Source organism: Bordetella tumbae (assembly GCF_965139195.1).
Lineage (GTDB): Bacteria > Pseudomonadota > Gammaproteobacteria > Burkholderiales > Burkholderiaceae_B > Bordetella_A > Bordetella_A tumbae.
On record NZ_CBCSJH010000007.1, the window covers coordinates 15,125 to 42,028 of the forward strand.

25 protein-coding genes are annotated in these 26,904 nt (G+C 61.2%); 19 read left to right on the plus strand and 6 right to left on the minus strand.

Features of this window, described 5'->3' with window-relative positions; all coding sequences use genetic code 11:
* The first annotated feature begins 152 nt into the window (after positions 1 to 152).
* The 3 genes from ACNA0J_RS10285 to ACNA0J_RS10295 all read left to right on the plus strand — a co-directional run bounded on the left by ACNA0J_RS10285 (position 153) and on the right by ACNA0J_RS10295 (position 3,060).
* Entirely contained in the window at positions 153 to 713 is a 561-nt protein-coding gene (locus tag ACNA0J_RS10285; protein WP_415818946.1) for a 5'-3'-deoxyribonucleotidase, read from the plus strand.
* A gap of 155 nt (positions 714 to 868) precedes the next feature.
* Positions 869 to 2,206 (plus strand): NAD(P)H-dependent oxidoreductase, encoded by a 1,338-nt coding sequence (locus ACNA0J_RS10290; protein ID WP_415818767.1) that lies wholly within the window; start codon positions 869 to 871, stop codon positions 2,204 to 2,206.
* A 44-nt stretch (positions 2,207 to 2,250) separates the two neighbouring features.
* Positions 2,251 to 3,060, plus strand: coding sequence for an SDR family oxidoreductase (locus tag ACNA0J_RS10295; protein WP_415818768.1), 810 nt, complete (start codon positions 2,251 to 2,253; stop codon positions 3,058 to 3,060).
* A gap of 336 nt (positions 3,061 to 3,396) precedes the next feature.
* Here the strand turns inward: ACNA0J_RS10295 and ilvD are convergent, their stop codons facing one another.
* Together ilvD and ACNA0J_RS10305 are read right to left on the minus strand one after the other, a co-directional pair.
* On the minus strand, positions 3,397 to 5,256 hold the full coding sequence (gene ilvD, locus ACNA0J_RS10300) for a dihydroxy-acid dehydratase (protein ID WP_415818769.1): 1,860 nt from the start codon (positions 5,254 to 5,256) through the stop codon (positions 3,397 to 3,399).
* A gap of 67 nt (positions 5,257 to 5,323) precedes the next feature.
* Positions 5,324 to 6,214: a LysR family transcriptional regulator gene (locus ACNA0J_RS10305; protein WP_415818770.1), complete on the minus strand. Its 891-nt coding sequence runs from the start codon at positions 6,212 to 6,214 to the stop codon at positions 5,324 to 5,326.
* Between the two features lie 161 nt (positions 6,215 to 6,375).
* Here ACNA0J_RS10305 and ACNA0J_RS10310 point away from each other — a divergent pair, with 161 nt between their 5' ends.
* Positions 6,376 to 6,927, plus strand: coding sequence for a GNAT family N-acetyltransferase (locus ACNA0J_RS10310; RefSeq protein WP_415818771.1), 552 nt, complete (start codon positions 6,376 to 6,378; stop codon positions 6,925 to 6,927).
* A gap of 4 nt (positions 6,928 to 6,931) precedes the next feature.
* On the plus strand, positions 6,932 to 8,131 hold the full coding sequence (locus ACNA0J_RS10315) for an MFS transporter (RefSeq protein ID WP_415818772.1): 1,200 nt from the start codon (positions 6,932 to 6,934) through the stop codon (positions 8,129 to 8,131).
* 34 nt (positions 8,132 to 8,165) lie between these two features.
* On the opposite strand, the gene ACNA0J_RS10320 is transcribed toward ACNA0J_RS10315, so the two are convergent.
* Together ACNA0J_RS10320 and queC are read right to left on the minus strand one after the other, a co-directional pair.
* Positions 8,166 to 9,503 (minus strand): MFS transporter, encoded by a 1,338-nt coding sequence (locus ACNA0J_RS10320; protein WP_415818773.1) that lies wholly within the window; start codon positions 9,501 to 9,503, stop codon positions 8,166 to 8,168.
* A 167-nt stretch (positions 9,504 to 9,670) separates the two neighbouring features.
* On the minus strand, positions 9,671 to 10,375 hold the full coding sequence (gene queC / locus ACNA0J_RS10325) for a 7-cyano-7-deazaguanine synthase QueC (protein ID WP_415818774.1): 705 nt from the start codon (positions 10,373 to 10,375) through the stop codon (positions 9,671 to 9,673).
* 262 nt (positions 10,376 to 10,637) lie between these two features.
* Here queC and ppc point away from each other — a divergent pair, with 262 nt between their 5' ends.
* Complete coding sequence (gene ppc, locus ACNA0J_RS10330) at positions 10,638 to 13,487, plus strand: phosphoenolpyruvate carboxylase (RefSeq protein WP_415818775.1); 2,850 nt, start codon at positions 10,638 to 10,640, stop codon at positions 13,485 to 13,487.
* A gap of 112 nt (positions 13,488 to 13,599) precedes the next feature.
* On the opposite strand, the gene ACNA0J_RS10335 is transcribed toward ppc, so the two are convergent.
* Positions 13,600 to 14,541: an alpha/beta hydrolase gene (locus ACNA0J_RS10335; protein ID WP_415818776.1), complete on the minus strand. Its 942-nt coding sequence runs from the start codon at positions 14,539 to 14,541 to the stop codon at positions 13,600 to 13,602.
* Between the two features lie 309 nt (positions 14,542 to 14,850).
* Here ACNA0J_RS10335 and ACNA0J_RS10340 point away from each other — a divergent pair, with 309 nt between their 5' ends.
* From ACNA0J_RS10340 to ACNA0J_RS10350, 3 genes are all read left to right on the plus strand, one after another.
* Complete coding sequence (locus ACNA0J_RS10340; RefSeq protein ID WP_415818777.1) at positions 14,851 to 15,783, plus strand: 3-hydroxyacyl-CoA dehydrogenase family protein; 933 nt, start codon at positions 14,851 to 14,853, stop codon at positions 15,781 to 15,783.
* Positions 15,784 to 15,905: 122 nt separating this feature from the next.
* Positions 15,906 to 17,243 carry a short-chain fatty acid transporter gene (locus ACNA0J_RS10345; protein WP_415818778.1) on the plus strand — a complete coding sequence of 446 codons (1,338 nt, stop codon included), beginning with the start codon at positions 15,906 to 15,908 and terminating at the stop codon, positions 17,241 to 17,243.
* A 19-nt stretch (positions 17,244 to 17,262) separates the two neighbouring features.
* Positions 17,263 to 17,988: an SDR family NAD(P)-dependent oxidoreductase gene (locus ACNA0J_RS10350; RefSeq protein ID WP_415818779.1), complete on the plus strand. Its 726-nt coding sequence runs from the start codon at positions 17,263 to 17,265 to the stop codon at positions 17,986 to 17,988.
* A gap of 171 nt (positions 17,989 to 18,159) precedes the next feature.
* Here ACNA0J_RS10350 and ACNA0J_RS10355 read toward each other — a convergent pair whose 3' ends face one another.
* Complete coding sequence (locus tag ACNA0J_RS10355) at positions 18,160 to 18,936, minus strand: IclR family transcriptional regulator (RefSeq protein WP_415818780.1); 777 nt, start codon at positions 18,934 to 18,936, stop codon at positions 18,160 to 18,162.
* 162 nt (positions 18,937 to 19,098) lie between these two features.
* Here ACNA0J_RS10355 and ACNA0J_RS10360 point away from each other — a divergent pair, with 162 nt between their 5' ends.
* The 10 genes from ACNA0J_RS10360 (at position 19,099) to ACNA0J_RS10405 (ending at position 26,693) form a co-directional block, all read left to right on the plus strand.
* Positions 19,099 to 19,770, plus strand: a complete 672-nt coding sequence (locus ACNA0J_RS10360; protein WP_415818781.1) for a 3-oxoacid CoA-transferase subunit A — start codon at positions 19,099 to 19,101, stop codon at positions 19,768 to 19,770.
* Positions 19,771 to 19,781: 11 nt separating this feature from the next.
* The gene (locus tag ACNA0J_RS10365; protein ID WP_415818782.1) at positions 19,782 to 20,426 is read left to right on the plus strand and encodes a 3-oxoacid CoA-transferase subunit B; all 645 of its coding nucleotides are present in this window, start codon (positions 19,782 to 19,784) and stop codon (positions 20,424 to 20,426) included.
* Between the two features lie 33 nt (positions 20,427 to 20,459).
* On the plus strand, positions 20,460 to 20,735 hold the full coding sequence (gene catC / locus ACNA0J_RS10370; RefSeq protein ID WP_094823793.1) for a muconolactone Delta-isomerase: 276 nt from the start codon (positions 20,460 to 20,462) through the stop codon (positions 20,733 to 20,735).
* Positions 20,736 to 20,758: 23 nt separating this feature from the next.
* The gene (locus tag ACNA0J_RS10375) at positions 20,759 to 21,055 is read left to right on the plus strand and encodes a YciI family protein (protein ID WP_415818783.1); all 297 of its coding nucleotides are present in this window, start codon (positions 20,759 to 20,761) and stop codon (positions 21,053 to 21,055) included.
* 56 nt (positions 21,056 to 21,111) lie between these two features.
* The gene (pcaD, locus tag ACNA0J_RS10380) at positions 21,112 to 21,891 is read left to right on the plus strand and encodes a 3-oxoadipate enol-lactonase (protein WP_415818784.1); all 780 of its coding nucleotides are present in this window, start codon (positions 21,112 to 21,114) and stop codon (positions 21,889 to 21,891) included.
* Positions 21,892 to 21,912: 21 nt separating this feature from the next.
* A complete protein-coding gene (locus ACNA0J_RS10385) occupies positions 21,913 to 22,953 on the plus strand; it encodes a cyclase family protein (protein ID WP_415818785.1) in 1,041 nt (346 codons plus the stop codon).
* Between the two features lie 130 nt (positions 22,954 to 23,083).
* Positions 23,084 to 23,419 carry an FxLYD domain-containing protein gene (locus ACNA0J_RS10390; RefSeq protein WP_415818786.1) on the plus strand — a complete coding sequence of 112 codons (336 nt, stop codon included), beginning with the start codon at positions 23,084 to 23,086 and terminating at the stop codon, positions 23,417 to 23,419.
* A gap of 86 nt (positions 23,420 to 23,505) precedes the next feature.
* Positions 23,506 to 24,162, plus strand: a complete 657-nt coding sequence (locus tag ACNA0J_RS10395; protein WP_415818787.1) for a carbonic anhydrase — start codon at positions 23,506 to 23,508, stop codon at positions 24,160 to 24,162.
* Positions 24,163 to 24,373: 211 nt separating this feature from the next.
* A complete protein-coding gene (locus ACNA0J_RS10400; RefSeq protein ID WP_415818788.1) occupies positions 24,374 to 26,119 on the plus strand; it encodes a nitrite/sulfite reductase in 1,746 nt (581 codons plus the stop codon).
* Entirely contained in the window at positions 26,112 to 26,693 is a 582-nt protein-coding gene (locus tag ACNA0J_RS10405; RefSeq protein ID WP_415818789.1) for a DUF934 domain-containing protein, read from the plus strand. The genes ACNA0J_RS10400 and ACNA0J_RS10405 overlap by 8 nt, the downstream gene beginning before the upstream one ends.
* Positions 26,694 to 26,904: the final 211 nt, after the last annotated feature.

The following is a 26,904-nucleotide window of genomic DNA, read 5'->3' on the forward strand; positions in this document are numbered from 1 at the left end:
ACGCGCAGGCGGCCGACCGATCACGTGGCGCCCGCACACGGCCACTGCCCCTCCTCGACGCCAAAAGAACAACACCTCGCCATGCAAAAAGCCCCTTCAGCGCAACGTCATGGCAAAATCAATCCCCCTCTGATATTCCCGCTGCCACTCCCATGCTAATCCTGCTAGATCAAGACGGCGTCCTAGCTGACTTCGAGCACGGCTTTGTAACCGCTTGGCGCGAGCAATACCCCGACATCCCCCCCGTCGAATACCAAGACCGCACCTCTTTCTACATCCTGCAAAACTACCCCCCCGAACTACGCTCCCGCGCCGAAGCCATCTACACCGCCCCCGGCTTCATACGCAGTCTCCCGCCCGTCCCTGGCGCCATCGACGCCCTCAAAGAACTGCTGGCGTTAGGAATGGACGTCCGCATCTGCTCATCCCCCCTATCTCAATTCGAAAACTGCGTCGCGGAAAAGTACCTATGGGTAGAAAAGCACCTAGGCCGCGAGGCAACCAACCGTCTGATTTTGACGAAAGATAAAACCCTGGTCCAAGGCGACCTCCTCATCGACGACAAGCCCGAAATCACCGGCGCCGTCCGTCCGAAATGGAAACACATCCTGTACGACGCCCCGTACAACCAGCACATCACCGGCCGCCCCCGCCTCACCTGGGCAAACTGGCGCAACGTCCTCGCCGGCGAGCTCTATACCGCCGACGCCTGAGGCGATCCCGGCCGAGCACCGGCAGCAAATTCTTCAGCTATCCGTCACGGAAAACCGCTATGCTGCCATCTGCAGCACCGCCGACATTCCTGACACCAGATTGATGGGCCGCGCCCCCGACGGCCCACGCCCCAATCCGCGAAGGAGACGCAGCAATGAATCTGCACCGCCTGCTCAAACAACGCCAGGCCGACAACAAACCCTTGCGCGTCGCGCTCATCGGAGCCGGCAAGTTTGGCTCCATGTTTCTGAGCCAAGCCCGGCGTACCCCTGGCATTCAACTCGTCGCCGTCGCAGACCTGCAGCCCTCCCGGGCTCGCGCAGCGTTGACACGAGTAGGCTGGCCCCCCGACGCGCTGCACGCAGAGAGCCTGCCCGACGCGGCGCGATCACGCCGGGTCTATTTCAGCGACGATGCGCTGGAAGTGATCGCCAGTCCAGAGATACAGATCGTCATCGACGCCACGGGGCATGCCGCCGGAGGCATCGCACACGTGCTCGCCTGCTGCGAACACGGCAAACACATCATCATGGTCAACGTCGAGGCCGACGCCTTGGCCGGCCCGCTGCTGGCACGCCGCGCACGCGAAGCAGGCATCGTGTATTCACTGGCCTATGGCGATCAACCCGCCCTGATCTGCGATATGGTCGACTGGGCACGTGCAAGCGGCTTTGAAGTCATCGCCGCCGGCAAAGGCACCAAGTATTTGCCAGAGTTCCACACCTCCACCCCCGACACCGTATGGCCCTACTACGGATTCACCGATGAGATGGTGGCGGCGGGCGACTTCAACGCCCAGATGTTCAACAGCTTTCTGGACGGCACCAAGAGCGCTATCGAAATGGCGGCCGTTTCTAACGCCACTGGCCTGCTGCCAGCCCCATCGGGACTGCACTTCCCGCCTTGCGGCGTAGACGACCTGCCGCGCGTACTGCGCCCACGGGAAGAAGGCGGCATGCTGCACCACCGCGGTCAGGTCGAAGTCATCTCATCTCTGGAGCGCGATGGCCGCCCCGTATTTCGCGACCTGCGCTGGGGCGTCTATGTCACGCTGGCAGCCGATAGCGACTACGTCCGGCGCTGCTTCAAGGAATATGGCCTGCTGACCGATCCCAGCGGCAATTACGCAGCCATGTACAAACCCTACCACCTGATCGGCCTCGAGCTGGGCATCAGCGTGGCCAGCGTCGGATTACGTCACGAGCCGACCGGATCCCCAACCGGCTGGCACGGCGATGTCGTCGCGACCGCCAAACGCGACCTGGCAGTCGGCCAAGAACTCGACGGCGAAGGCGGCTATACCGTTTACGGCCGGCTGATGCCCGCTCGCGACTCCGTCGCGGACGGCTATCTGCCGCTAGGCCTCGCACACAAAGTCAAACTGAAAAACCCTGTCCGGCAATCACAACCCATCCGCTGGCACGACGTCGAATTCGACGACAAATCCGCCGCGGTGCAGTTCCGCCGGGAGATGGAACAGACATTTGCGTGATGCAGTATCGTTAACCGCATCGTCCATATCTCGCGGAGCACCAGGTGAACCTGAAACTGAACGGCAAAGTCACAGTAGTCACAGGCGGCAGCAAAGGCATAGGCCTGGCCGTCGCCAACGCATTTGCTGCCGAGGGCGCGTTCGTCGCCATCATCGCGCGCGACCCACAGGGACTCGAACAGGCTCGAGCTCAATTACAGGCGAGCGGACACAACGTCGCTACCTTTGCCGCAGACCTCTCTGACCCACAAGCCACCACCCAGACCATTACACGCATCGAGGCCGAGATCGGCCCGATCGACATTTTGATCAACAGCGCCGGCGCCGCCCGCCGCTACGAGCCCGAAGACCTGGACGCCGGCAAATGGCGCGCCGCCATGGATGCGAAATTTTTCCCCTACATCCATGTACAAGACGCCGTCCTCACCCGCATGCGCGAGCGTGCCGCCAGCCGCCCCGCAGGCGCCACTAACGGCATCGTCGTCAACATCATCGGCAACGGCGGCAAGCGCCCCACCAGCACCCATTTGGCCGGCGGCTCGGCCAACGCCGCCTTGATGCTGTCAACGGTAGGCCTGGCCGCCCATTACGCCCGCTACGGCATCCGCATCAACGGCATCAACCCCGGACCGACCTTCACGCAACGCGTCGAACAAGTCCTGGAACTCGACGCCCAACGCCAAGGCATCTCGCGCGACCAGGCCCTGGCCGACAGCCAGGCCCGCATCCCCCTGGGCCGCTACGGCAAAGCCGAAGAAGTCGCCGACGTCGCCCTATTCCTGGCCAGCCCACGTTCAGCCTATGTAGTAGGCGCCATCATCCCAGTGGATGGCGGTATGGCGTCGGTGATTTAGCAGCGATACAAAAATCAATGCCGTGCACATGCTTTCAAACATGTGCACGGCATCAAAAAATCGGCGCATCAGAAACCAGAACCCGCTCGAAAAATCCCCACAACCGGCATATACATTCTCGGTCAGCCGTTACTGCGAGTCCCGGCCGGTTGCCGTGGGCCGCGCCGGCCTTTTGAGGATCGGGCAGCCCCGCGTAGCGGGACCTCGGCGCCTGGTCTTGCGCCGAGCCGNTNCGATTAGGCCGGTGCGGCCCACGGCAACCGGCCGGGACGTCTCAAGAACCACGCCTGCCCAACAACATCAATGCATTAACGCATTAACGCATCAACAGCAGTATCAACGCTTCAACTGCGACACATCCCGCACCGCCCCACGATCCGCAGAAGTCGCCAACGCCGCATAAGCCTGCAACGCCTGCGACACCACCCGCTGACGATCCACAGGCTTCCACGCCTTGTCGCCACGCGCCTCCATAGCCGCACGACGCTTCGCAAGCTCGTCCTCGGCAATCGCCAGATGGATCTTGCGATTGGGAATATCGATCTCGATCGTATCGCCATCCTCGACCAGACCCACATTGCCACCCTCGGCCGCCTCAGGCGACGCGTGCCCGATCACCAACCCCGACGAACCGCCAGAGAAACGGCCATCCGTGAACAACGCGCAGGTCTTACCCAATCCCTTGGATTTGAGATAAGACGTCGGATACAGCATTTCCTGCATCCCCGGTCCACCCTTCGGGCCTTCGTAGCGAATCACCACGACATCGCCTGCCACCACCTTGTCGCCCAGAATGCCTTCCACCGCATCATCCTGGCTTTCAAAGACACGCGCGCGGCCCGTAAACACCCACTGAGACTCGTCCACGCCAGCCGTTTTGACAATGCAGCCCTTGGGTGCGAGATTGCCGTACAACACCGCCAGGCCGCCGTCTTTCGAATAAGCGTTGGCCTTGTCGCGGATGCAGCCCGATTTACGATCCAGATCCAGTGTCAGATAAGTCACGTCCTGACTGAATGCCACCGTCGTAGGAATGCCGCCAGGCGCTGCGCGATAGAACTTTTGCGCCGCCTCGCCAGCACCACCGTTGATATCCCATTGCTCGATCGCATTGCCCAGCGTGCCGCTGTGCACGTTGCCGCAGCTCAGATCCAGCAGATCCGCACGCGCCAACTCACCCAGAATACCCAGGATACCGCCGGCACGGTGCACGTCTTCGATGTGATACTTGTCCGTCGCAGGCGCCGCCTTGCACAGGCAGGGTACGTTACGCGAGATACGGTCGATATCGACCATATTGAAATCCACGCCGGCCTCTTGAGCCGCAGCCAGCAAGTGCAACACGGTATTGGTCGAACCGCCCATGGCGACGTCCAGCGTCATGGCATTCTGGAAGGCGCTCTTGGTCGCGATATTGCGCGGCAAAACCGACGCGTCGTCTTGCTCGTAATAGCGGCGGCACAGATCCACCACCAGACGGCCGGCCTGTTCGAACAAGCCCTTGCGCCAGGCGTGCGTGGCCACAATCGTGCCGTTGCCGGGCAGGGCCAAGCCGATCGCCTCGGTCAGGCAATTCATGGAATTGGCGGTAAACATACCCGAGCACGATCCGCAGGTCGGACAGGCACTGCGCTCGTATTGCTCGGCCTCGGCGTCAGTGATTTTGGGATCGGCGGCCTTGATCATGGCGTCGATCAGGTCGATCTTGGCAATGACTTTACCGTCGGTCGGCGACTTGATCTTGCCAGCCTCCATGGGGCCGCCAGATACGAAGACCACCGGGATATTCAACCGCATCGCGGCCATCAACATCCCCGGGGTGATTTTGTCGCAGTTCGAGATACACACCATGGCATCAGCGCAGTGCGCATTGACCATGTACTCGACCGAATCCGCGATCAACTCGCGCGAGGGCAGCGAATACAACATACCGCCGTGACCCATGGCGATACCGTCATCCACGGCGATGGTGTTGAACTCTTTGGCGACGCCACCGGCAGCCTCGATCTCTTTGGCGACCAGAGCGCCCAGATCGCGCAGGTGCACGTGGCCCGGCACAAACTGCGTAAACGAGTTCACTACCGCAATAATCGGTTTGCCAAAATCGCCGTCCTGCATACCGGTGGCGCGCCAGAGAGCGCGAGCGCCGGCCATGTTACGGCCGTGGGTGGAAGTACGGGAACGGTATTGCGGCATGGTGTTTCTCGGACGGGGAAAGTTCGCAAAGTTGTCAATAATACGCCGGATCGCCGGGAGGCTGCATTCAGCCGTGCCCCTGGCGCAACGCCAAAAGCGCCGTATGCAGCTGTGCCAGTCCGCGGTGCAGCGGCTTATCGCTGCGTAACACCACTGCCAGAGTGCGCGATAACCGGGGCGTCAAAGACCTGACTTGCAGGGCTGACTCGCGCCGTTTGGGAACCGCCAGCGCCGGCAAGATGGCGCATCCCAGGCCCGCCGCGACGAGCTCCTTCATGGCTTCGGTGCTGCCTAATTCCATTGTGGGCCGGGCCTGCACCCCTGCCATCTCGAACCAGTTGTCCACCAGTTCACGCGTACGGGCGCCCGGTTCGAACAGCACGACCGGTCGCTCGGCCAACGCCTGCGGCGTGATGGCGGCCGGGACCTTGTCTGTACCCGGGAAAATCGCCACGAACTCGTCCTCCAGCACCGGCGTCACCTGAAACATACGGCCTGACGCGGGCAAGGTCACCAAACCGATATCCAGGGTGTTCGCCTCAATGCCGCGCAACACATCCGCCGTATTTCCGGTGCTGGCCACGATTTCCAAGGCCGGAAACCGCCGCCGCAAATCCGCCAGCAGGGGCGGCAGCAAATACGTACACGCGGTCGCCCCCGTCCCCAAACGCACGCGGCCCACCACCTGGGCACTGTGCGCCTGCATGCTGCGCTCGGCCTGCTCGACGGCGGCATCAATCGCGCGGATGTGTGCCAGCAGATCCCGGCCTGCCGCCGTCGCTGTCACCCGCTTGCCGACGCGTTCGGCCAGGCGCAAGCCATAGCGGCGCTCCAGTTGGCGCACCTGCAGGCTCACTGCGGGCTGCGTCAGCCCATGCCTGTCTGCCGCAGCGGAAAAGCTGCCCAGCTCGATCACATCCAGAAAAATACGTAGATGATCCAGATTCAGGCCACGCATGGGTCGCTCTTGAAAAACATCGCCGCTCTTGAAAACCAAAGAATTTCTTATGCTTTGAATAATAAACCAAAGCTTTATTAATACTGGTTCCTGCCGCACACTGTACGTACCCCAACGGACTCATAATCCCTTGGTCCGCACAGTTCTTCCCGTACCCGAACATGACCGATTCCTCCGCCTTGATTCTGCGCGACAGCACCCCCGACGATGTGCCCGCGATCCAAGCCATCTACGCCCATCACGTCTCTCATGGCACCGCCTCGTTTGAACTCGACCCGCCCACGCTCACCGACATGCATGCCCGGCGCGAGGCGGTATTGGCCCAACGCCTGCCTTATCTGGTGGCCGAGCGCGATGGCGAAATCGTCGGCTATGCCTATGCGACACCCTACCGGCCCCGCCCGGCCTATCGCTACACAGTGGAGGACTCGGTGTATGTCAAACCCGGCATCGCCGGCCAAGGCATAGGGGGCCGATTGCTCGCCGAGTTGGTGGAGCGATGCACGGCCGGCGGCTGGCGGCAGATGCTGGCGGTCGTGGGCGACAGCCGCAACGCCGCCTCGCTGGCAGTGCATGCCCGCCAGGGTTTTCATCCAGTGGGTACGCTGCGATCGGTGGGCTACAAATTTGGACAATGGCGAGACACGGTCCTGATGCAGCGCGCTCTGGGCGACGGCGATCAGCGTGATCCAGAGATTGCACCATTAGATTGACATCATGGCACCCGTCATTGCTACCCGGGCCGTCATGTGCCTGGGCGTCACCCAGCTCATCAATTGGGGCGTGTCGTTTTACCTGATCAGCAATTTCGGGCCTGCCATGCAGGCCGATCTGGGCTGGAGCGCCGCGCGTCTGTTTGGCGGGTTTTCGCTGGCCATCATCGTGATGGCCCTCACCTCGCCTGCCGCTGGGCGCGCGATTGACCGTTGGGGTGGCCAACGCGTCATGCCCGTGGGCGCGATACTGACGGCGATAGGCTGCGCCCTGTTGTCGCTTTCCCATTCGACCCTGCCGTACTACGCAGCCTGGGTTGCACTGGGCATAGGCATGCGGCTATCGCTCTACGATGCCGCCTTCGCGACACTCGCGCGCATCGGCGGGCCGCAAGCCCGGCGGGCGATGTCGCAGATCACACTGTTCGGCGGGTTGGCCTCGACCGTCATGTGGCCCGTTGGCCAATGGCTGGCGCAACTGCTGGGCTGGCGCGGTGCGGTGCTGGTCTATGCGGGCCTGTCGCTGCTGACGCTGCCCTTGTATTGGATATTGCCTCGCGCTCGTTACACCGGTGATACCCACTCGACACAGCATGAGGGGCTGGCCCGTACTCGTGCCGACCAGCGTCTGGCGCAAAGCCTCTATGCCGTGATCACCATGCTGACCACTTTTCTGACAGCGGCCAACGCCACGCATATGATTGCGATGCTGACGGATCTGGGATTGCTGGCATCGGTGGTGGTGGGTATAGCCTCGCTGTGGGGAATCGGCCAGGTCAGCGCACGCCTGCTGGAATTGTTGTTCGGCGCGCGCCTGCCGCCACTGACCTTGAATCTGTTGACGACGATCGTCATGCCGTGGTGCTTTCTGGCCGGCCTGGCAGCCAGCCATCCTGTGGCGGCCGCTATCTATACCTGCCTGTATGGCGCATGCAATGGCCTGCTCACGATTACGCGCGGAACATTGCCCCTGGCCTTGTTCGACTATCGCATCTACGGCACGCTGGTCGGCCGCCTGCTGGTCCCCAGTTTTATATTGACCGCTGCGGCGCCCGTTGCCTACGCGCAGTTGATTGCCTGGCAGGGACCACGCGCTGCCATGACCGTCTCGCTGATACTATCGAGCGTGATTCTAGGGGCGTCTGTATGGCTGTATCTGCGCTTTGGACGCACGGCCCACCGCAGCCAGGCACGGCAGACCTGAGCACTGTCATGGTGCGCCTGGCATCGCAAAATCATCAGGCCTTTGCCGGCGTGACGTCCCCGACAGCGAGGGCCTTGCGCTTGGTTCCCGGCAACAGGATTACCGCGATTGCCGCGACCAGAGCAGCCGCCGCGAACACCATGAAATTCCACGAGAAACTCAACCCCGAGCCTGCCACGTAGCCCCCGACCATGGGCCCGGCCATCGCACCAACGCGAGCGAAACTCAGTGCCCAGCCTGTGGCGGCAGCACGGATATGCGCCGGATAATAGCCCGCGATGTAGCCCGTCAAAATCAACGATGCGGACACGCTGCCCACGCCCGCCAAGCCCACCAGCGTGTAGTTGATCACCAGCGAATTACCGAACAGCAACGCGCCGATCGCCGCCGCGCCTATCAGGTAAAACACGGCCACCGTACCGCGCACGCCCAGCTTGTCGGCCACACTGCCTAGAAACAAACCGCCCACTGCCGAAGTCAGGCTGAAAACCACCAGGAACAACAAGCTGGAGCCCAGGTCATAGCCGTTTTTACGCATGATCGAAGGCAGCCAGGTATTCAGGCCATAGACCAGCAGCAAACCCAAAAAGAGAGCGATCCAGAAACACGCCGTCGCGCGAATGTAGTCACGGGAGAAGATGATTTTGACCACCTCGCGCCACGACGTACGTGCCTGCGTTGACAAGCCGGCATCAGGCTGGCGCCACACGCCCTCGCCCTTTGCCGCCGCCAATGCCTGAGCCTCCTGGATACGGCCGCATCCCTGCAGATACTCGATCGACTCGGGCAACAGGCGCGCCATGAAGGGGACCAGGATCAATGGAACCACTCCCAATCCGATCACACCGCGCCAGCCCATGGAGGGCAACAACCACATCGCGATCAACGCAGCGCAAAGAATGCCAATCGAATACCCCGAGTACATCAGCCCATAGTTGAAGCTGCGGCGATGCACGGGCGAATACTCCACCGTCAATGCCGCTGCCACCGGGATCACACCGCCCAACCCCAGGCCGCCAATAAAGCGCATCACCCCAAAAAACCAAGGCGTCGGCGCCAACGCCGCGCCCACCATCGTCAAGGAAAATACCGAGACGCACAGCAGCAGCATGCGGCGCCGGCCCAGCATTTCGCTCAAGGTGCCCACCATGAAAGCGCCAAAGAACATCCCGACCAAGGCATAGCTGCTGAGCGCCCCCAACTCGAGCGGCGTCAGATTCCAGTTGCGGTCATCGGCCATCGACGGCAGCACGGCGCCCATGACGCCCACGTCGTATCCCTCGAACAGGATGGCCAGAAAACACACGAAAAGCACCGTATACGTCGTACGGGATGACGGATGCCAAGGCTGCGCGCCGGCGGCAGTATTCATGTCGAAAGTCCCTCTGAGGCTGGCTAAAGATCAGCGTTAGAACCACCTGAACACTTACCGCCACGACCACGACCTACATGCGCCGGCAAGATAGTTTAGGTTTAAACATATCAGCTTCAGCGGGGACATTGCAATCAGCGTCTTTACTAAGACGGTTTGCTTGACGCTTATCGCGCCTGCCAACGCTCCCAACCGGCTTTGCGCAACGCGCATGCGGGACACGTCCCGCAACCATAGCCCCAGGCATGGCGGGCGCCACGCTCACCCAGATAGCAGGTGTGGCTCTGCTCGACCACAATATCGACCAGCGCCTGGCCGCCGAGTTGCTGTGCCAGATCCCAGGTATCTGCCTTGTCGATCCACATCAATGGCGTTTCGATCGTCACGCGCGAGCCCAGGCCCAGGCCTAATGCGACCTGCTGCGCCTTGATCGTGTCATCACGGCAATCTGGATAGCCCGAAAAATCGGTTTCGCACATGCCGCCCACCAGTACGTCTAATTGACGGCGATAGCCCAATGCGGCAGCCAGCGTCAGGAACAGCAAATTGCGTCCAGGCACGAAGGTATTGGGCAAGCCGTTTTCCTGCATCTCGATGGCGCGGTCGCTGGTCATTGCCGTATCGCCGACCTGGCCCAACACCCGTAGATCCAACAAATGATCCTCGCCCAGACGTTGCGCCCAATCGGGAAACTGCGCCCGCAACTCACTCAACACACGCAGCCGCGCATCCAGCTCGATGCGATGGCGTTGCCCATAGTCGAACGCAACCGTCTCGACGTGGGCATAGCGATCCAACGCCCAGGCCAGACAAGTCGTGGAGTCCTGGCCGCCGGAAAACAGGACCAGTGCGCGTCGTTGATGATTTTGCATAAACACTTTCAAATTCGTTACCGGGCAAAGCGCCCGAGCAGAAACTGTACCGCAACACGTGGCGCAGCATGTATGACACCACGCGCCAACCAACGGCAACAGGATGAGCAAAATCAGCGCAACACCACGCCCAAATATCCCATTTCCAGAATAGGGTTATTTGCCACGGATGCTGCGTAAAATGATTTGCATCCATAGCCTCATTGTTTTTGCGATCGGCCCGAATTCTCAACTCACCCTTTGCCCGACGGATCACCTGCCTATGAAAGCCATCCGCCCGCAGTCTGATACTGCTGAACCCTTACGTCACGATATCCGATTGCTGGGGCGTTTGTTAGGTGAAGTCATCCAAGCCTGTGAGGGCGAACGGGTGTTCGACACGATCGAAACCCTGCGCCGCACAGCCGTACGCTTTCGGCGCGAGGGCAACAAGGCCGATGGCAAGCTGCTGGAACAACGGGTGAAACGGCTGCGCGGCAACGATCCGAACTCAGTGGCCCGGGCGTTCAGTTATTTCCTGCATTTGTCCAATATCGCCGAAGATCGCGACCAGAACCGCGCGCAACGCGAGCACGCCTTGGCCAGCGAGGCGCCGGCGCGTGGCAGCCTGCGCGAGGCCGTCAGCCTGTTGGAGGCGCAGGGCGTCAGCCCCGCTCACATCCGCCGTTTGCTGTCCGAGGCCTGCCTCATGCCTGTGCTGACAGCCCACCCGACCGAAGTGCAGCGCAAGAGCACTCTGGACGTGCACCGGGAAATCTCAACAGCGCTCATGCAGCGCGAGGGGCCGTTGACTGGCCAGGAGATCGCCGATCTGGACCTGGTCCTGCTGGGGCGTATCGCCACACTGTGGCAAACGCGCATGCTGCGTTACACACGGCTGACCGTGGCCGACGAGATCGAGAATGCCTTGTCGTACTACCGCAGCACGTTCCTGAACGTCATCCCGCGGGTGTACTCGGACCTGTCCCGCCTGCTGGCGCGCGACCCGGTCAAGCCCTTTGCCGCGCCACCGGCCCCGTTGGAGCCTTTTCTACGCATGGGCAGCTGGATCGGCGGCGATCGCGACGGCAATCCCAATGTCGATGCAAGCACGCTGGAACTCGCATTATTGCGACAGGCCACCGTGCTGTTTGAATACTATCTGCAAGAGGTCCATGCGCTGGGCGCAGAACTGTCGATCACCACGCTGCTGATCGATGCGGACTCGGACTTGCGGACTTTGGCCGATGCCGGCGGCGATGATTCGGCTCACCGCCGGGACGAGCCCTACCGCCGCGCGCTGGTAGGCATCTATGCCCGCCTGGCAGCGACGGCTCAGCAACTGACCGGCCGCGATCTGGCTCGCCGCGTCACCCATCCGGCGCCGCCATACAACGCACCGCGCGAGCTGGCCAACGATCTGGCCGTTATTGCTTCATCGCTGTCTGCCAACCACGGCGCGCCGATCGCCCGGCTGCATTTGAGCGGCTTGCAGCAGGCCGTCGAGGTCTTCGGGTTTCATCTGGCGACGGTCGATCTGCGTCAAAGCTCAGACGTGCATGAACGTGTGCTCACCGAACTGTTCACCCGTGCCGGCACACAGCACGATGGCAAGCCGGTCGATTACAGCCAACTCGACGAAGACGCACGCGTGGCGTTGCTGCGATCCGAATTGGCCCAGGCCCGGCCTCTGGCATCGCCCTGGATCACCTACAGCGAGGAAACGACGCGCGAGTTGGCCATTTTGCGCGCTGCCGCCGCAGGCCGCGCACGCTATGGCAAACAAGCGGTGCAGCAAACGATTGTGTCGCACACCGAGACCCTGAGCGACCTGCTCGAGGTCCTGGTGCTGCAAAAAGAAACCGGCTTGACGACGGCGCCCGATCAGAACATCGAGCCCCAGGATGGCCTGATGGTTGTCCCGTTATTCGAAACCATTCCTGACTTGGAACGCGGTCCCGAGATCATGGCGGCGTGGCTGGACCTGCCCGAGGTGCGAGAGCGCGTCAAACATGCGCAGAACGACACGCAGGAAGTCATGCTGGGCTATTCCGACAGCAACAAGGACGGCGGTTTTCTCACATCGAACTGGTCGCTCTATCAAGCCGAGCGCGCCCTGGTCGATGTGTTCAGCGCGCGCCGCGTGCGGCTGCGGCTCTTTCACGGGCGCGGCGGCTCGGTGGGCCGTGGCGGCGGCTCGAGCTTTGATGCCATCCTGGCACAGCCGCCGGGCACTGTCGCCGGGCAACTGCGCCTGACAGAACAAGGCGAGGTCATCCAGAGCAAATACAAGGACGCCGAGGTAGGCCGCTGGCACCTTGAACTGCTGGTGGCGGCCACGCTGGAGTCATCGCTGGCGCCTCGTGCCGCTGCCGCCAGTGCCGAAGACGCCCATATGGCGCACTACGGACCAGCCATGTCATTCATGTCGGACACGGCGCAACGCAGCTATCGCGGCCTCGTTTATGAAACACCCGGCTTTGCAGAGTATTTCTTTGCGACCACGCCGATTACGGAAATCGCCGGCCTGAACATCGGCTCTCGTCCTGCCTCGCGCAAACAAGGTCAGCACATCGATGAGCTGCGCGCCATTCCATGGGGGTTCTCATGGGCGCAATGCCGTCTCATGCTGACCGGCTGGTACGGCGTGGGCTCTGCCATCGAATCCTATCTCGAGACCGGCGCGACCGGCGCGCCTCGTTCGCGCCGTGCCCGGCTCGCTCAATTGCGAGAGATGGCGCGCGAATGGCCCGCGTTTCGTACCCTGCTCTCCAATATGGAGATGGTGCTGGCCAAATCGGATCTGGCCATCGCGGCGCGCTACGCACAACTGTTGCCCGCCCGCGCACTACGCGAACGCATTTTCAATCAGATCAGCACAGAGCATGGTCGTACTGTCTCCATGCTGCGTTTATTGACACAGCGGGAACTGCTGGCGGACAACCCGGCCCTGCAGGCCTCGCTGCGCGAACGCTTTGCCTACATCGATCCGCTGAATTATCTGCAGATCGATCTGATCCGCCGTTATCGTGCCGCGCAACAGGATGGTGCAATAGAACCCGACAAACGCGTGCGCAGTGCGATTCACCTGACCATCAACGGCATCTCGGCGGGGCTGCGCAACTCGGGATGATCGAAACGCGCCCCTAGCGTCAGCGAGGGCGAGCGCGCATCGATCCAGACAAACGCGCGAAGGACAGACATGCCGGCAGTCGTGCCGACTCGTCTGCCTTTCGCCCATCGCCTCAAGGTTGCACAGCAACCTCTAATGCACGCTCCAGCGAAACACGGATCATCTCGCCGTGCCCATATTGCGGGAAGGTCTCATAGGTAACATCGCCACCGCCCTTGCGCAGTCCATCCGCCATATCGCCGATGACGGCACGAGGGTTTTCAATAGGCGCACGGCCGGGCGTTGCACGCGGCAGATTCGGCATCGGCCGATTCGGATCGCGAGGCTTGGTGCCAACCAGAATCGCAATGCGTTTGCCCGCCGCCTGATTCGCGTCAAACGCGTGCCACTCCCGGACCAGCACGCCATCATTCCACCATGCCGACGGGTCTCCTACGATATAGCGTGCAAAGGTATTCGGCTGCGTATACAAGGTGTGCAAGGTGAACAACCCGCCATAGGAGTGGCCCCACAAGTATTCCTTTTGCGGATCCACTTTGACGCGCGACTGCACCAGAGGCTTGATGGACGCCTTGATGTATTCCAGAAAAATATCGGCACCGCCGCCGGCGCGTCCACGGTCGTCTTCTTGCTGCACGCGCTGGCCATTTTCATATGTGGGCGGCGTGTAGTCGAACGCGCGCGACACCACATCGTTGCGCGTGGGCACGTCATAACCAATCGCCACCAGCACAGGCGGATGCCCGCTGCGCGACAGCGCCGCCAAGTCCGCGTCTTTCAACGTCGCCATCGCAGCGTTGCCATCCAACATGTACAGCACGGAATAGCCTGCTGCCGGCACGGCGGCGCGAGGAATCGAAATCTCGATGCGGTAGTGCCGCTTGCCATCGGCCGAGTCGATCTGGTGCCGTTCAAACTGATACCACTCGGACGGATGGTCCACCACCGTCTCGCCCACCAACTGCGTGCCCGGCATTTGACCCGCAGCAGGAGTTTGCGCATGAGCGCAGGTTGTGCCCAGCAGGCAGCACAAAGACAGTATCGATAACTTCATAGACAACTCGTTCTGGCCGATGCAGGGCCACCAATCTAAATGAGAATAGCTAGCAATTCTAGCTTATGAAATTGTTGCCCCGCACCGGCGGCCTGCTCGACCCTTCTGATGATCGCCGTGCCCCTGACGATCCCGACCCATTGGCGTCCGCCCGAAATTCTTAGTACTATCCCTAAATAAATTCTATATACGCACAAATGTTCGTATATAGAACAACAATGATTCCTGGCCCGCGCCTGGAACAGTATTCGGATGAGACGTGCTCCGACGCGCCCATCACCGAGCGCGAGCCTTCCGGAGCCTTTCGACATGGATTTTCCTATCCAGAGCCTGGCCGTCGTCGGCGCAGGCGCCATGGGCAGCGGCATCGCTGCCCTGTTTGCAGCAAAAGGACTTGAGGTCGTCTTGATCGACCCCGTACCCGGCGCGCTCGAACGCGCGGCCGGTGTCATTGATCGACAACTCGGCGTCTACGCCCCCGAAGCGATCGCCGAAACACGGCGCCGCATTCGCATGGATCCCGGCCTCGAGGCCGCCTGCGCCTGCGACCTGGTCATCGAAGCGATTCCGGAAAAACTGGAGCTCAAGCGCGACACATTCGCTCGCCTGGACACGCTCTGCAAACCCGAAACGATCTTCGCGACGAATACCTCGGGCCTGTCGATCAACGCCATTGCCCAGGCCGTAACACGGCGAGATCGTTTTGTGGGCACGCACTTCTTTACCCCCGCCGATGTCATCCCTCTGGTCGAAGTCGTACGCAATGACGACACCTCGGCCGAAACCGTCGAGCGTGTGATGGCAACGCTGAGATTCGGCGGCAAACGCCCCGTCCTGGTCAATCGCGATATCCCGGGCTTTATCGCCAACCGCATTCAACACGCCCTCGCCCGCGAAGCCATCTCGCTGCTGGAACAAGGCATCGCCAGCGCCGAAGACATCGACGAAGTCGTGAAATGGAGCCTGGGCATCCGCCTGGCACTGTCCGGGCCGCTGGAGCAGCGCGACATGAACGGCATTGATGTCCATCATGCCATTGCGAGCTACCTGTACGCCGATCTGGAAAACCGCACCACGCCCTCGGCATTGCTCACAGAGAAAGTCACCTCCGGTCAACTCGGCGCCAAGACCGGCCAGGGTTTCTATGCCTGGCCGCCGGAGCGCCGCGAACAAGTACTGCGCGACAAAAGCGCAGCCCTGGGTGAATTAGTGGCCTGGCTGAACACACGACAAGCCCAGTAAAGGCTTGTCCCTCATATCGATTTATGTAATCCCGGCAGACCCTTGCATCCAGGACGCCCTGTAGCGCCTGATGATCGGTTCTGCCTTTAAGTACGCCTTACGGAGCGAGTTGGAGAGGCAGCATGAATAAATTAACGTCCTTTTTTACGGAGCTGATGCGCAAGTATCTGCCCGATCCTTTTGTGTTCGCCATCGCGCTGACGCTGTTGACGGTGCTGATGGCCATGGGCATCGAGGGTCAGAGCCTGGGCCAGATCACCCGTGAATGGGGCAAAGGATTCTGGAGCCTCTTGGCGTTCACGACGCAAATGGCCGTGATCCTGGCCATGGGCTACGTGCTGGCCACCGCGCCGCTCACCGATCGCCTGCTCAACCGTATCGTCAGCCATGTGCATCAGCCTCGCACAGCCATCATCGTGGCCACGCTGGTGGGCGGCATCGGCAGCTATCTGAACTGGGGCTTTGGCCTGGTCATCGGCGGTATCGTCGCCAAGAAACTGGCCTTGAAAGTCAAAGGCGTGCACTACCCCTTGATCATCGCCGCGGCCTATAGCGGCTTTACCATGTACGGCCTGGGCCTGTCTGCCAGCATCCCGGTGCTGGTTGCCACGCCCGGCCATCCCCTGGTCAATCAGATGGGTACGGTGCCGCTGTCGGAAACGATTTTCTCCGCGCCCATGCTGATCACGAGCTTGATCATCATCGTCACGCTGCCCTTGCTCAACGCCTGGCTGCATCCCCGCGCCGGCGAGAAAGTCGTCGAAGTCGATCCGGCCATCGACAAGTCGACCGAGCCCGCGCCAGGCAGCGACCTGATCGAACAAAACACCATTGCTTCCAAGCTCAACAACAGCCGCATCCTGAGCCTGTTGATCGGGTTGCTCGGCATGGCCTACGTCGTGTTTCACTTCGTAGACGGCGGCTCGCTGGACCTGAACCTGATCAACTTCTTTATCCTGTTTCTGGGTGTATTGCTGCTGGGCACGCCGGCCGCCTATGTGGCCAAACTGAATGACGGCATCAAGACGATCTCCGGCATCATTCTGCAGTATCCGTTCTACGCCGGCATCATGGCCATCATGGCGGGCTCGGGTCTGGTGAACACCATCTCGCACGTTTTTGTTGACGTGGCTACGCCGGGTACGCTGCCGTTCTGGGGCCTGATCAGTTCGTTCTTCATCAATTTCTTCGCGCCCTCGGGCGGTGGCCACTGGATGATCCAGGGCCCCTTCATGATCGACGCCGCCAAGGAAATCGGCAGCTCGATCAGCCAGACCTCGATGGCCGTCATGCTGGGGAACTCCTGGAACGACCTGGTTCAGCCGTTCTGGATTCTGCCGGCCTTGGCGCTGTCGAAACTGAAGCTGCGCGACGTGATGAGCTACACCGTGATCATGATGATCTGGGTCGGCATCATCGAGATCATCGCCGTGCTGAGCTGGGGCATTCTGACCCACTGACCGATCCGAGGAATCCACTATGAAACCCCAGGCTTATCTCGTCACCGGCGGCAGCGCCGGCATCGGCGCCGCTATTGTGCGGGCTCTGCTCGACGCTGGACACCGCGTCGTCAACATCGACTATCGCCTGCCCGATAGCGCGCCCGAGGGACTGGTATCGATCCAGGCCGATCTGACTGACGAAGCACAAACCAAAGCTGCCGCCGCTCAGGCCACGCGTGATCACGCCATCGTTGGCCTGGTCAACAACGCAGGCGCGACGCGCCCCGGCACCGCCGATACGGCCACGCTGGCGGACCTGGACTATGTCGTCGCGCTCCACCTGCGCACCGCAATGATTCTGGTACAGGCCGTATTACCCGACATGCGCGAGGCCGGCTTTGGCCGCATCGTCAATATGTCGTCGCGCGCTGCGCTGGGCAAGCCCGATCGCGTGGTGTACTCGGCCACCAAGGCTGGCCTGGTGGGCCTGACGCGCACGTTGGCCATGGAGTTGGGTGGCGACGGCATCACCGTCAATGCGATCGGCCCGGGCCCGATTGCCACTGACCTGTTCCGCAACAGCAATCCCGATGGCGCCCCGCAAACGCAGCGCATCATCAACAGCATTGTCGTCAAACGCCTCGGCACACCGGAAGACGTCGCGCGCGCTGCGATGTTCTTTCTATCGCCCGACAATGGCTTTGTGACCGGACAGATGCTGTATGTATGTGGCGGCACCACGCTCGGCGTCGCGCCGATCTGATTGATCAGCCACATGGCCGCCACCATGCCCAGCGACTCCACGTACGCGCGGACATCCCCCGATGCCGCGCTGCGCGAGAGATATCGCAGCGTCACGTACGTGGCGTTGCATCGCGACGCCGCACACGCGGCGACGCAGGGCCGTCCGACGTCCGCGCCTGCGCCTCGAACATTAACGGCGCCGCAGTGCCTGGTTGATCTGATCCGCGGCGTGACGCAATGGCGGCAAAAACGCCTCCAGCATGGCTTCGCGCGAGTATCGGTTTGCATGACCACTGACGTTCATCGCGCCAATCACGCGGCCCGTGCGATCCATGATGGGCACGGCCACCGATTGCAAACCGGGCTCGAGCTCTTGCACCACACAGGCATAGCCATCGGCACGGACTTGCGCCAGCATGCGTTTCAACTCGGCCAGGCTGGTGACCGTGTGCGCCGTATGCGCCCGAATATCGCTGGCCGCCAGTACCCGGTCTTGTTCCGCGGCAGGCAAGCCCGCCAGCAGCACACGGCCCATCGAGGTCACCCACGCGGGCAAGCGGCTGCCAACGGCCAGATTGATGCTCATGACCTTGTGCATGGACAGGCGCAGGATGTACACGATATCCGTGCCGTCGAGTACCGACACCGAACACGATTCGCGCGTCGCCTCGGCAACTTCCTCCATATAGGGCAAGGCCAAATCCCACAAGGGCGTGGCCGACAAATAGGAGTAGCCCAGCTCCAGGATGCGCGGCGTCAAGGAAAACTGACGTCCTTCGACAGCGACATAGCCCAGGTGCTCCAGGGTCAACAAGATACGGCGCGCGCCCGCGCGCGTCAGCCCACACGCCGCAGCAACCTCCGACAAGGTCATCTGCGGCCGCTGCGGCCCGAATGCCCTGATCACCGACAGCCCGCGTGCAAACGACTGCACATAGCTGTCACTGGGTTGTTGAGTGTTTTCCATATCTGTAACCCTGTCCGCGCAAATCCGGATATCCACCCCGTGAGACGTTTGGCGCTGCCGCCTTGACACCTCCCGGTCACCATGAAACGATGTTCTTCAAAAGAACGAAAGTTCTAATTAAGAACAAATTATGACACGCCCTTTTTATTGCGGACTCACCCCATGATCTCAAAGCTCGTTGCAAATGCGGCGGCCGCCTTGGCGGACGTACCTGACGGCGCCACCGTCATGATTGGAGGCTTCGGCACCGCCGGTCAGCCCATGGAACTGATCGATGCCCTGTTGGAACAGGGCGCCAAAGATCTCACCATCATCAACAACAACGCAGGCAACGGTACGACCGGCCTGGCGGCATTGCTGGCGGCCGGCCGTGTACGCAAAATCATTTGCTCGTTCCCGCGCCAATCGGACTCGCAAGTGTTTGACGGCCTGTATCGCAGCGGCAAGCTCGAGCTCGAACTGGTTCCGCAAGGCAACCTGGCCGAACGCATCCGCGCAGCAGGCGCCGGGATCGGCGCGTTCTTTACGCCCACTGGCTACGGCACGCCACTGGCCGAGGGCAAAGAGACCCGCGAAATCAACGGCCGCCACTATGTATTGGAATACCCCCTGCACGCCGACTACGCGCTGATCAAGGCCGAGCGCGGCGATCGCTGGGGCAACCTGATCTACCGTAAAACCGCACGTAATTTTGGCCCCATCATGGCCAGCGCCGCACGCATCGCCGTCGCTCAAGTCCGTGAAACCGTCGAACTCGGTGAACTCGACCCCGAGACCGTCGTCACCCCCGGCATCTTTGTTCAACGCGTCGTGAAAATCGCCCCGGCGGCCTAGGAGCAACAACAATGAGCACCAAACTGAACCGCGACCAGATTGCCGCCCGCGTTGCGCAAGACATTCCCGAAGGCGCCTACGTCAACCTCGGGATTGGCCTGCCCACGCTGGTCGCCAATCACCTGCCCACCGACCGCGAAGTCCTCCTGCACACCGAAAACGGCATGCTGGGCATGGGCCCCGCCCCCGCCAAAGGCGAAGAAGACTACGACCTCATCAATGCCGGCAAGCAACCCGTCACCGAGTTGCCGGGCTGCTCGTTCTTTCATCATGCCGATTCGTTCGCCATGATGCGCGGCGGCCATCTGGATATCTGCGTGCTCGGCGCTTTTCAGGTTTCGCAACACGGCGATCTGGCCAACTGGCACACCGGTGCACCGGATGCCATCCCCGCGGTGGGCGGCGCGATGGACTTGGCCATCGGCGCAAAAGACGTCTTTGTGATGATGGAATTACTCACCCGCGATGGCCAGAGCAAATTGGTTGCCGAGTGCACCTATCCGCTGACCGGCGTGCGCTGCGTCTCGCGTGTCTATACCGACGTGGCAGTCTTTGACATCCGCAATGGCGAGGTCAAAGTCATCGACATGTTCGGCGACATCACAGCCGACGAGCTGCTGCGCCTGACCGGCCTGCCTTTGAAATTCGCTCAATAAGTCAGCATCAAACGTTTTTAATTGGAGTCTGCCATGCTATTCATGGTCCAAATGCAAGTAAACCTGCCCGTAGACATGCCTGCCGAGCGCGCTGACAAACTCAAGGCCGACGAAAAAGCCCTGGCGCAACAGCTGCAACGCGATGGAAAATGGGTCAGCCTGTGGCGCGTCGTGGGCCGCTACGCCAACGTCAGCATTTTCGACGTCGAAAACAATGATGAGCTGCATCAACTGTTGTCGTCGCTGCCGTTGTTCCCGTACATGGATATTCAGGTCACGGCACTGGCGCGTCACCCCTCGGCCATCTAAATCCACCGACCACGGAGCCCCACATGCCTTACATCATCGAAACCTTCGACAAGCCGAACCATCAAACCGTGCGCCAGGCACACCGCCCGGCCCACCTGGAATACCTGGCGGCCAACAAAGCGCTGCTATTGGCTTGCGGCGCCAAGCTCAATGACGATGGCTCCGATGCAGGCGGTGGGCTCTATGTGGTCGATCTGGATACCCGTGCGGAAACCGAGGCCTTTATTGCGGCAGATCCATTTGCCCAGGCCGACCTGTTCGAACGCGTCACCATCACACGTTGGCGCAAAGCCTACGTCGGCGGCGAATTGATGCTGTAGTCCGCACGCATCGACTATTGCCCGACACGCTTTCCACAGCACCCAGGATTTTTCATATGTCTTACGCTGATCTCAGCCAGGCCCGCCTGTACTACGTCATCGACGGCCCTGCCGATGCGCCCGTGCTGGTGCTCTCCAACTCACTCGGCACATGTTCCGACATGTGGGCGCGCCAAATCCCGCAGTTGTCGCAACACTTTCGCGTGGTGCGCTACGACACGCGCGGCCACGGCAAATCATCCGTCCCAGCGGGCGAATATACGTTCTCGCAACTGGCGGGCGATGTCGCCGAACTGCTCGATCATCTGAATATCGAGCAGGCTAGCTTCTGCGGCCTGTCGATGGGTGGCCCCACCGGCCTGCAACTGGCACTGGATCATCCACAACGCGTGCGCAAGCTGGTGTTGTCCAACACGGCTGCCCGCATTGGCAGCGCCGAAGGCTGGACCAGCCGCATCGAGGCCGTCGCGCAAAATGGCCTGGAAAACATGGCGCCCGGTTTGGTCGAACGCTGGTTGACGGACGATTTCCGCGCCGCCCAGCCGGGCTTGACCCAAGTGCTGGTCGACATGCTGCGCCGTACCTCCAACGAAGGCTACAGCGCCAACTGCGCGGCCTTGCGTGATGCCGATCTGCGGGCGCGCCTGTCCGAGATCAAGGTTCCCACCCTGGTCATCGCCGGCACCCAGGACCCCGCGACGACGCCGGCAAACGGCCGCGAACTCCAGGCAGGTATCGCAGGCGCTCAGTACGTGGAACTGAACACCTCGCACATTGCCAACTGGGAGCAACCGCAAGCCTACACGCGTGCGCTTGTCGACTTTCTCACGGCATAAACCAGTCAGGGAGGCATGTCTATGCAACGCTGGAAACAACGCCCCGAGGGCTCGAACTGGGGCGACTATGGCCCCGATGATCAACTGGGCCGGCTCAATCTGTTGACCGAAGCTCAGGTCCTCAAAGGCGCTCGCGAAATCCAGGCAGGCAAAACGTTCTGCCTGTCGCTGCCCCTGGATCTGCCCGGCGGCAACGTCCTGAACCCGCGGCGCCATCCGCCGCAGTTGAGCCCCACGCGATTGCAAGACACGCCTTACCTGAACTTTCCGCTGCGCAATCTGAACCCTGACGCGGTGGACGTCCTCAGCGACGACCAGGTGCTGCTGTCGATGCAGTACTCCACCCAATGGGATTCCCTGGCACACGTCGGCGCCCTGTTCGATGCGGACGGCGACGGCCGCGCCGAGCTCTGCTACTACAACGGCTACCGCGCCGGCGTAGACATCGTCGGGCCGGCCGACGGCGACCATGCCGGCTGCGGCTGCAACAGCGGCGGTCCTTCGGCAGCCCTGAAGCTCGGTATCGAAAACCTGGCGCAAAAAGGTATCCAAGGGCGCGGTGTGCTGGTCGATCTGGCCCGCCACTTCGGTACCGGACGCACCTTGATCGGCCATGCCGAGCTTATGCAAGTTTTACAGGCCGACAACATCACGATCGAATCCGGCGACATGCTGGTCCTGCGCACCGGCTACGCAGAAAAAATCATCGAGATGGCCGGCCAGCCCGACGCCGACGTGTTGCACACCTATGGTGCAGCCTTGGACGGCACCGATGCAGCGTTGCTGCAATGGATCACCGACAGCGGCATCACGGCCATCTGCGCCGATAACTATGCCGTCGAGGCCTATCCCGCCCGTGACCGCCAAGGCCCCCGCGCGATGCTGCCACTGCATCATCACTGCCTGTTCAAACTGGGCCTGCCCCTGGCAGAGCTGTGGTACCTGAAGGATCTGGCCGAATGGCTGCATAGCAACGGCCGGCACCGTTTCATGCTGACCGCGCCGCCGTTGCGGCTGCCGCACGCGGTCGGCTCACCGGTGACACCTGTCGCGACGGTATAGCAACCTCCCCGCGCCCGCCATTGGAGCATTGCAAATAGCAAACTCCTCACACAATCGGCCATTGCATCATCGGCGGGCCGCCCTTAACTTACGGCAAGAACCCAGCCGCTCCCGCGGCGAGGAGATTGCCATGAGAAAGTATCTCGCCTCCCTGCTGTTATCCCTGAGCAGCATCGGCGCTTCAGCACAGAGCAGCCTGCCGCACGGCGTATCGATCCAGGACCTGGGCGCCACTCGCCAAGCCGACGGCGTCTGGATCATTACCAGCACGGTCTCCAATCATCGTGATACCGCCATCACCGGCCTGTCGGTCACCTATGCGCTATACGACGCCCAGGGCAAGGAAATCGGCCGCGTCACAGGCCGCCGCGATACCCCTCTCGCCCCAGGCGACAGCTGGCAGTCCCAGACGCCGACCACGACGGATTTCACCCGTTTTAGCGCCAAGGAAATCCAGGCCCAATAACTGGGGACATGACTGACTGCAGGCTAGTTGTAAGCGTGCTGTGGGAAAATAACGGCGTGCGTGCGCCATAACAACAAGGATGTTCTATGTTCCCCAAACGACTTACTGACGGCTATCAGGCTTTTCTGGAGGGCCGCTTTCACAACGAACGCAAACGCTACGAAGACCTGGGCGAATCAGGCCAGAATCCCGAAATCCTGCTGATCGGCTGTTGTGATTCTCGAGTGTCACCCGAGGTCATCTTTGACGCCGGCCCCGGCGAGATGTTCGTCATCCGCAACGTGGCCAATCTGGTCCCCCCCTACGAGGGCGATGCCGAGTCCTCGTCCTATCACGGCACCAGTGCAGCCATCGAATTCGCCGTCAATGCGCTGAACGTCAAGCACATCGTCGTGCTCGGCCACGCCTCATGCGGCGGCGTGCGTGCGGTGTTCGATGATGCCGAACCGCTGACCAAGATCGACTTTGTCGGCAAATGGATGTCGCAGATCACACCCGTGGCCGATGCGCTGCCGCGCACCGGCGACCGCACCGTGGATGTCCAGCGTCTGGAATGGGCCGTGGTCGAACACAGCTTGCGCAACCTGCAGACCTTTCCGTCGATCCGCCGACGCGTCGAAGCCGGCAAAATCGAACTGCACGGCGCCTACTTTGGTGTCGCCACCGGCCTGTTGTTCCTGCGCGACCCTGAAAGCGGAAAGTTCGCCCCCTGCCAACCGCAAGCGTCTGGCACCACAGATTGACCCTATCAGTCCTCGGCCAGCTTCTATTCTTATAACAAAAATGACTTAGACAGCCGAGGATATCGCCTGTTACGGTTATGTACATAGCATGTAGCGGCGCCGCTTGGCGGCNCGCTTTTGCGTCCGCGACGTTTATTGTCATGCCTTAAGCGTCGTTTGTTGTCAGTGGTTCCATTACGCCCCAACGGGCGCCCCAATAGGGCAACTTGCCATGTATGTGTACGACCCTGTCGATCAACAGCTTGTAGAACAACGTGTCGCGCAGTTCACCGACCAGACGCAGCGTTTTCTTGATGGTCAGCTAACCGAAGACGATTTCCGCACCCTGCGCCTGCAAAACGGCCTGTACATTCAGCGTCATGCGCCGATGCTGCGCATCGCGATTCCGTACGGCCTGCTGGCCGCGCGCCAATTGCGCACGCTGGCTCATATTGCCCGCACCTGGGACCGTGGCTACGGCCACTTCAGCACGCGCCAGAATATACAGTTCAACTGGCCCAAACTCGAAGACGTGCCGACGATTCTGGCAGAACTGGCCAAGGTGCAAATGCACGCCATCCAGACCAGTGGCAATTGCATACGCAACACCACTTCCGATCATTTTGCGGGCGTTGCCCCCGACGAGTTGGTCAATCCGCTCGTATGGTGCGAGATCATTCGCCAATGGTCGACGCTGCATCCGGAGTTCGCATTTCTGCCGCGTAAATTCAAGATCGCCGTCAGTGGCGCCGAGGAAGACCGCGCCGCAGTCGGCGTGCACGACATCGGTCTGCAGGCTGTCGAACGCGATGGCGTACTCGGTTTCCGTGTCTGGGTCGGTGGCGGCCTGGGCCGTACTCCGATGGTGGGCCATCTGATCAATCCGTTTGTCGAATGGCAGCATCTGCTGACGTATCTGCAAGCGGCATTACGCGTCTACAACCTGCATGGCCGACGCGACAACAAGTACAAGGCGCGTATCAAAATTCTGGTCAAGGAACTCAAACCCGAGGTCTATGCCGAGCAGGTCGATGAGCAATGGCAACTCATCAAGGGCGGCCCCGATACGTTGACCCAGGAATACGTCGACACTATTGCGCAGCGCTTTACGTGGCCCGACTATGACCACGCTGTCGCGGGCGAGCCGGATCCCACCGAAATGCATGCCGCCGCACACCCCGCGTTTGCCCGCTGGCTGCAAAAGAACGTGCGTGACCACAAGGTCGCTGGCTATGCTGCCGTGACGCTGTCACTGAAGCCCACAGGTGTGCCACCTGGCGATATCACCGCCGACCAGATGGATGCCGTCGCCGATCTCTCCGAGCGTTATGGCTACGGCGAGGTTCGCGTCTCGCATGAGCAAAACCTGGTGCTGGCCGATGTGCGCCGCTCACAGCTGTTCTCTCTCTGGGAAGAACTGCGCGCGTTGAACATGGCTACGCCCAATATCGGGTTGCTGACCAACATCATCTCGTGCCCGGGCGGCGATTTCTGCGCCTTGGCCAATGCCGTGTCGATTCCGGTCGCCGAAGCCATTCAGGCGCGTTTTGACAATCTGGATTATCTGTTCGAAATCGGCGAGCTCGATCTGAATATCTCGGGCTGTATCAACGCCTGTGGCCATCACCACGTCGGCCATATCGGCATTCTGGGCGTCGATAAGAACGGCGAAGAGTGGTACCAGGTCACTTTGGGTGGACGCCAAAATGGCGCAGCCAAACCGTTGCCGGATCTGCAGTCCACACGGGGTGGCGGGGCAGCGATTGGCCGCATCATCGGGCCGTCGTTTGCTCGCGAGCAGGTGCCTGATGTCGTCGAGCGTTTGATCCAGACTTATCTGCGATTGCGTGACAGCGACGTGGAGCGTTTTATTGATGTCGTCGACCGCGTGGGTATCGCCCCGTTCAAGGACGACGTGTATTCCGATCCCGCCGTGGCCAAGGCCGCGCCGGCAGCTCGTGAGGTGGCTCATGTCTGATCTCATTTCTGCGGATGACAATGTTGCCCGCCTGATTCGCCACGGCCAATTGCAGGTTAACGATGGGCGTGTTTTTGCGCCGGCTGCTGAAGAGGCCGCTGGTGAGGACGCGCAGGCGACCGCTGCTGATGCGGCAGTTGCGTTGCCGGCGGATGAGCCGGGATGGATTGTTCCGTTGGCGCTCTGGACGGCGCAGCGCGATACGTTGCGTCAGCGGCAGCATCCGGTTGCGGTGCTATTGTCGCCTGCCTCTAAATTGCAGGAGTTGATTGGCGAAGATGGCCGTGTTGATGAGGCGGGTCTCGCATTTATTGCGATTGATTTTCCGATCTATACGGACGGGCGGGGTTATTCGCTGGCGCAGTTGTTGCGGACGCGTCATGGATGGCAGGGTGAATTGCGTGCGATCGGGGATGTGATGATCGATACGATTCACTATCAGGCGCGTGTGGGGTTTGATAGCTTTTTGGTCAAGCCTGGGCATGATCCTGAGAAGGCGTTGGCTGCGTTCAGGACGTTTACGGTGCACTACCAGAAGACTTATCCAAAGCCGCCGGTGTTGTTGGCTGCTTGAGTTCGATTTCCTCTCCCTCCGTGGTGACTCATGTCTGCTGATGACGGAGGTCGGCAGGTTTCGGACGCGGAAGGGTTGGTTTCGGTGAGGGTTTGAGATTCCTCTGGATGCGGCGCAGGGGTGCTTCCTGCCGAGCGGTTGAGTTTCTTCTGGACGTNGATGCGGGGCAGTGGCCGCGTTGGGGCNNCNCGGCGTCGGTCGGCCGCCTACG

Bases quoted from the DNA above. Each gene is read 5' to 3' on its own strand.
- ACNA0J_RS10285 (WP_415818946.1), top strand. From the start codon at position 153: ATGCTAATCCTGCTAGATCAAGACGGCGTCCTAGCTGACTTCGAGCAC.
- ACNA0J_RS10290 (WP_415818767.1), top strand. From the start codon at position 869: ATGAATCTGCACCGCCTGCTCAAACAACGCCAGGCCGACAACAAACCC.
- ilvD (WP_415818769.1), bottom strand. From the start codon at position 5,256: ATGCCGCAATACCGTTCCCGTACTTCCACCCACGGCCGTAACATGGCC.
- ACNA0J_RS10305 (WP_415818770.1), bottom strand. From the start codon at position 6,214: ATGCGTGGCCTGAATCTGGATCATCTACGTATTTTTCTGGATGTGATC.
- ACNA0J_RS10310 (WP_415818771.1), top strand. From the start codon at position 6,376: ATGACCGATTCCTCCGCCTTGATTCTGCGCGACAGCACCCCCGACGAT.
- ACNA0J_RS10315 (WP_415818772.1), top strand. From the start codon at position 6,932: ATGGCACCCGTCATTGCTACCCGGGCCGTCATGTGCCTGGGCGTCACC.
- ACNA0J_RS10320 (WP_415818773.1), bottom strand. From the start codon at position 9,503: ATGAATACTGCCGCCGGCGCGCAGCCTTGGCATCCGTCATCCCGTACG.
- queC (WP_415818774.1), bottom strand. From the start codon at position 10,375: ATGCAAAATCATCAACGACGCGCACTGGTCCTGTTTTCCGGCGGCCAG.
- ppc (WP_415818775.1), top strand. From the start codon at position 10,638: ATGAAAGCCATCCGCCCGCAGTCTGATACTGCTGAACCCTTACGTCAC.
- ACNA0J_RS10335 (WP_415818776.1), bottom strand. From the start codon at position 14,541: ATGAAGTTATCGATACTGTCTTTGTGCTGCCTGCTGGGCACAACCTGC.
- ACNA0J_RS10340 (WP_415818777.1), top strand. From the start codon at position 14,851: ATGGATTTTCCTATCCAGAGCCTGGCCGTCGTCGGCGCAGGCGCCATG.
- ACNA0J_RS10345 (WP_415818778.1), top strand. From the start codon at position 15,906: ATGAATAAATTAACGTCCTTTTTTACGGAGCTGATGCGCAAGTATCTG.
- ACNA0J_RS10350 (WP_415818779.1), top strand. From the start codon at position 17,263: ATGAAACCCCAGGCTTATCTCGTCACCGGCGGCAGCGCCGGCATCGGC.
- ACNA0J_RS10355 (WP_415818780.1), bottom strand. From the start codon at position 18,936: ATGGAAAACACTCAACAACCCAGTGACAGCTATGTGCAGTCGTTTGCA.
- ACNA0J_RS10360 (WP_415818781.1), top strand. From the start codon at position 19,099: ATGATCTCAAAGCTCGTTGCAAATGCGGCGGCCGCCTTGGCGGACGTA.
- ACNA0J_RS10365 (WP_415818782.1), top strand. From the start codon at position 19,782: ATGAGCACCAAACTGAACCGCGACCAGATTGCCGCCCGCGTTGCGCAA.
- catC (WP_094823793.1), top strand. From the start codon at position 20,460: ATGCTATTCATGGTCCAAATGCAAGTAAACCTGCCCGTAGACATGCCT.
- ACNA0J_RS10375 (WP_415818783.1), top strand. From the start codon at position 20,759: ATGCCTTACATCATCGAAACCTTCGACAAGCCGAACCATCAAACCGTG.
- pcaD (WP_415818784.1), top strand. From the start codon at position 21,112: ATGTCTTACGCTGATCTCAGCCAGGCCCGCCTGTACTACGTCATCGAC.
- ACNA0J_RS10385 (WP_415818785.1), top strand. From the start codon at position 21,913: ATGCAACGCTGGAAACAACGCCCCGAGGGCTCGAACTGGGGCGACTAT.
- ACNA0J_RS10390 (WP_415818786.1), top strand. From the start codon at position 23,084: ATGAGAAAGTATCTCGCCTCCCTGCTGTTATCCCTGAGCAGCATCGGC.
- ACNA0J_RS10395 (WP_415818787.1), top strand. From the start codon at position 23,506: ATGTTCCCCAAACGACTTACTGACGGCTATCAGGCTTTTCTGGAGGGC.
- ACNA0J_RS10400 (WP_415818788.1), top strand. From the start codon at position 24,374: ATGTATGTGTACGACCCTGTCGATCAACAGCTTGTAGAACAACGTGTC.
- ACNA0J_RS10405 (WP_415818789.1), top strand. From the start codon at position 26,112: ATGTCTGATCTCATTTCTGCGGATGACAATGTTGCCCGCCTGATTCGC.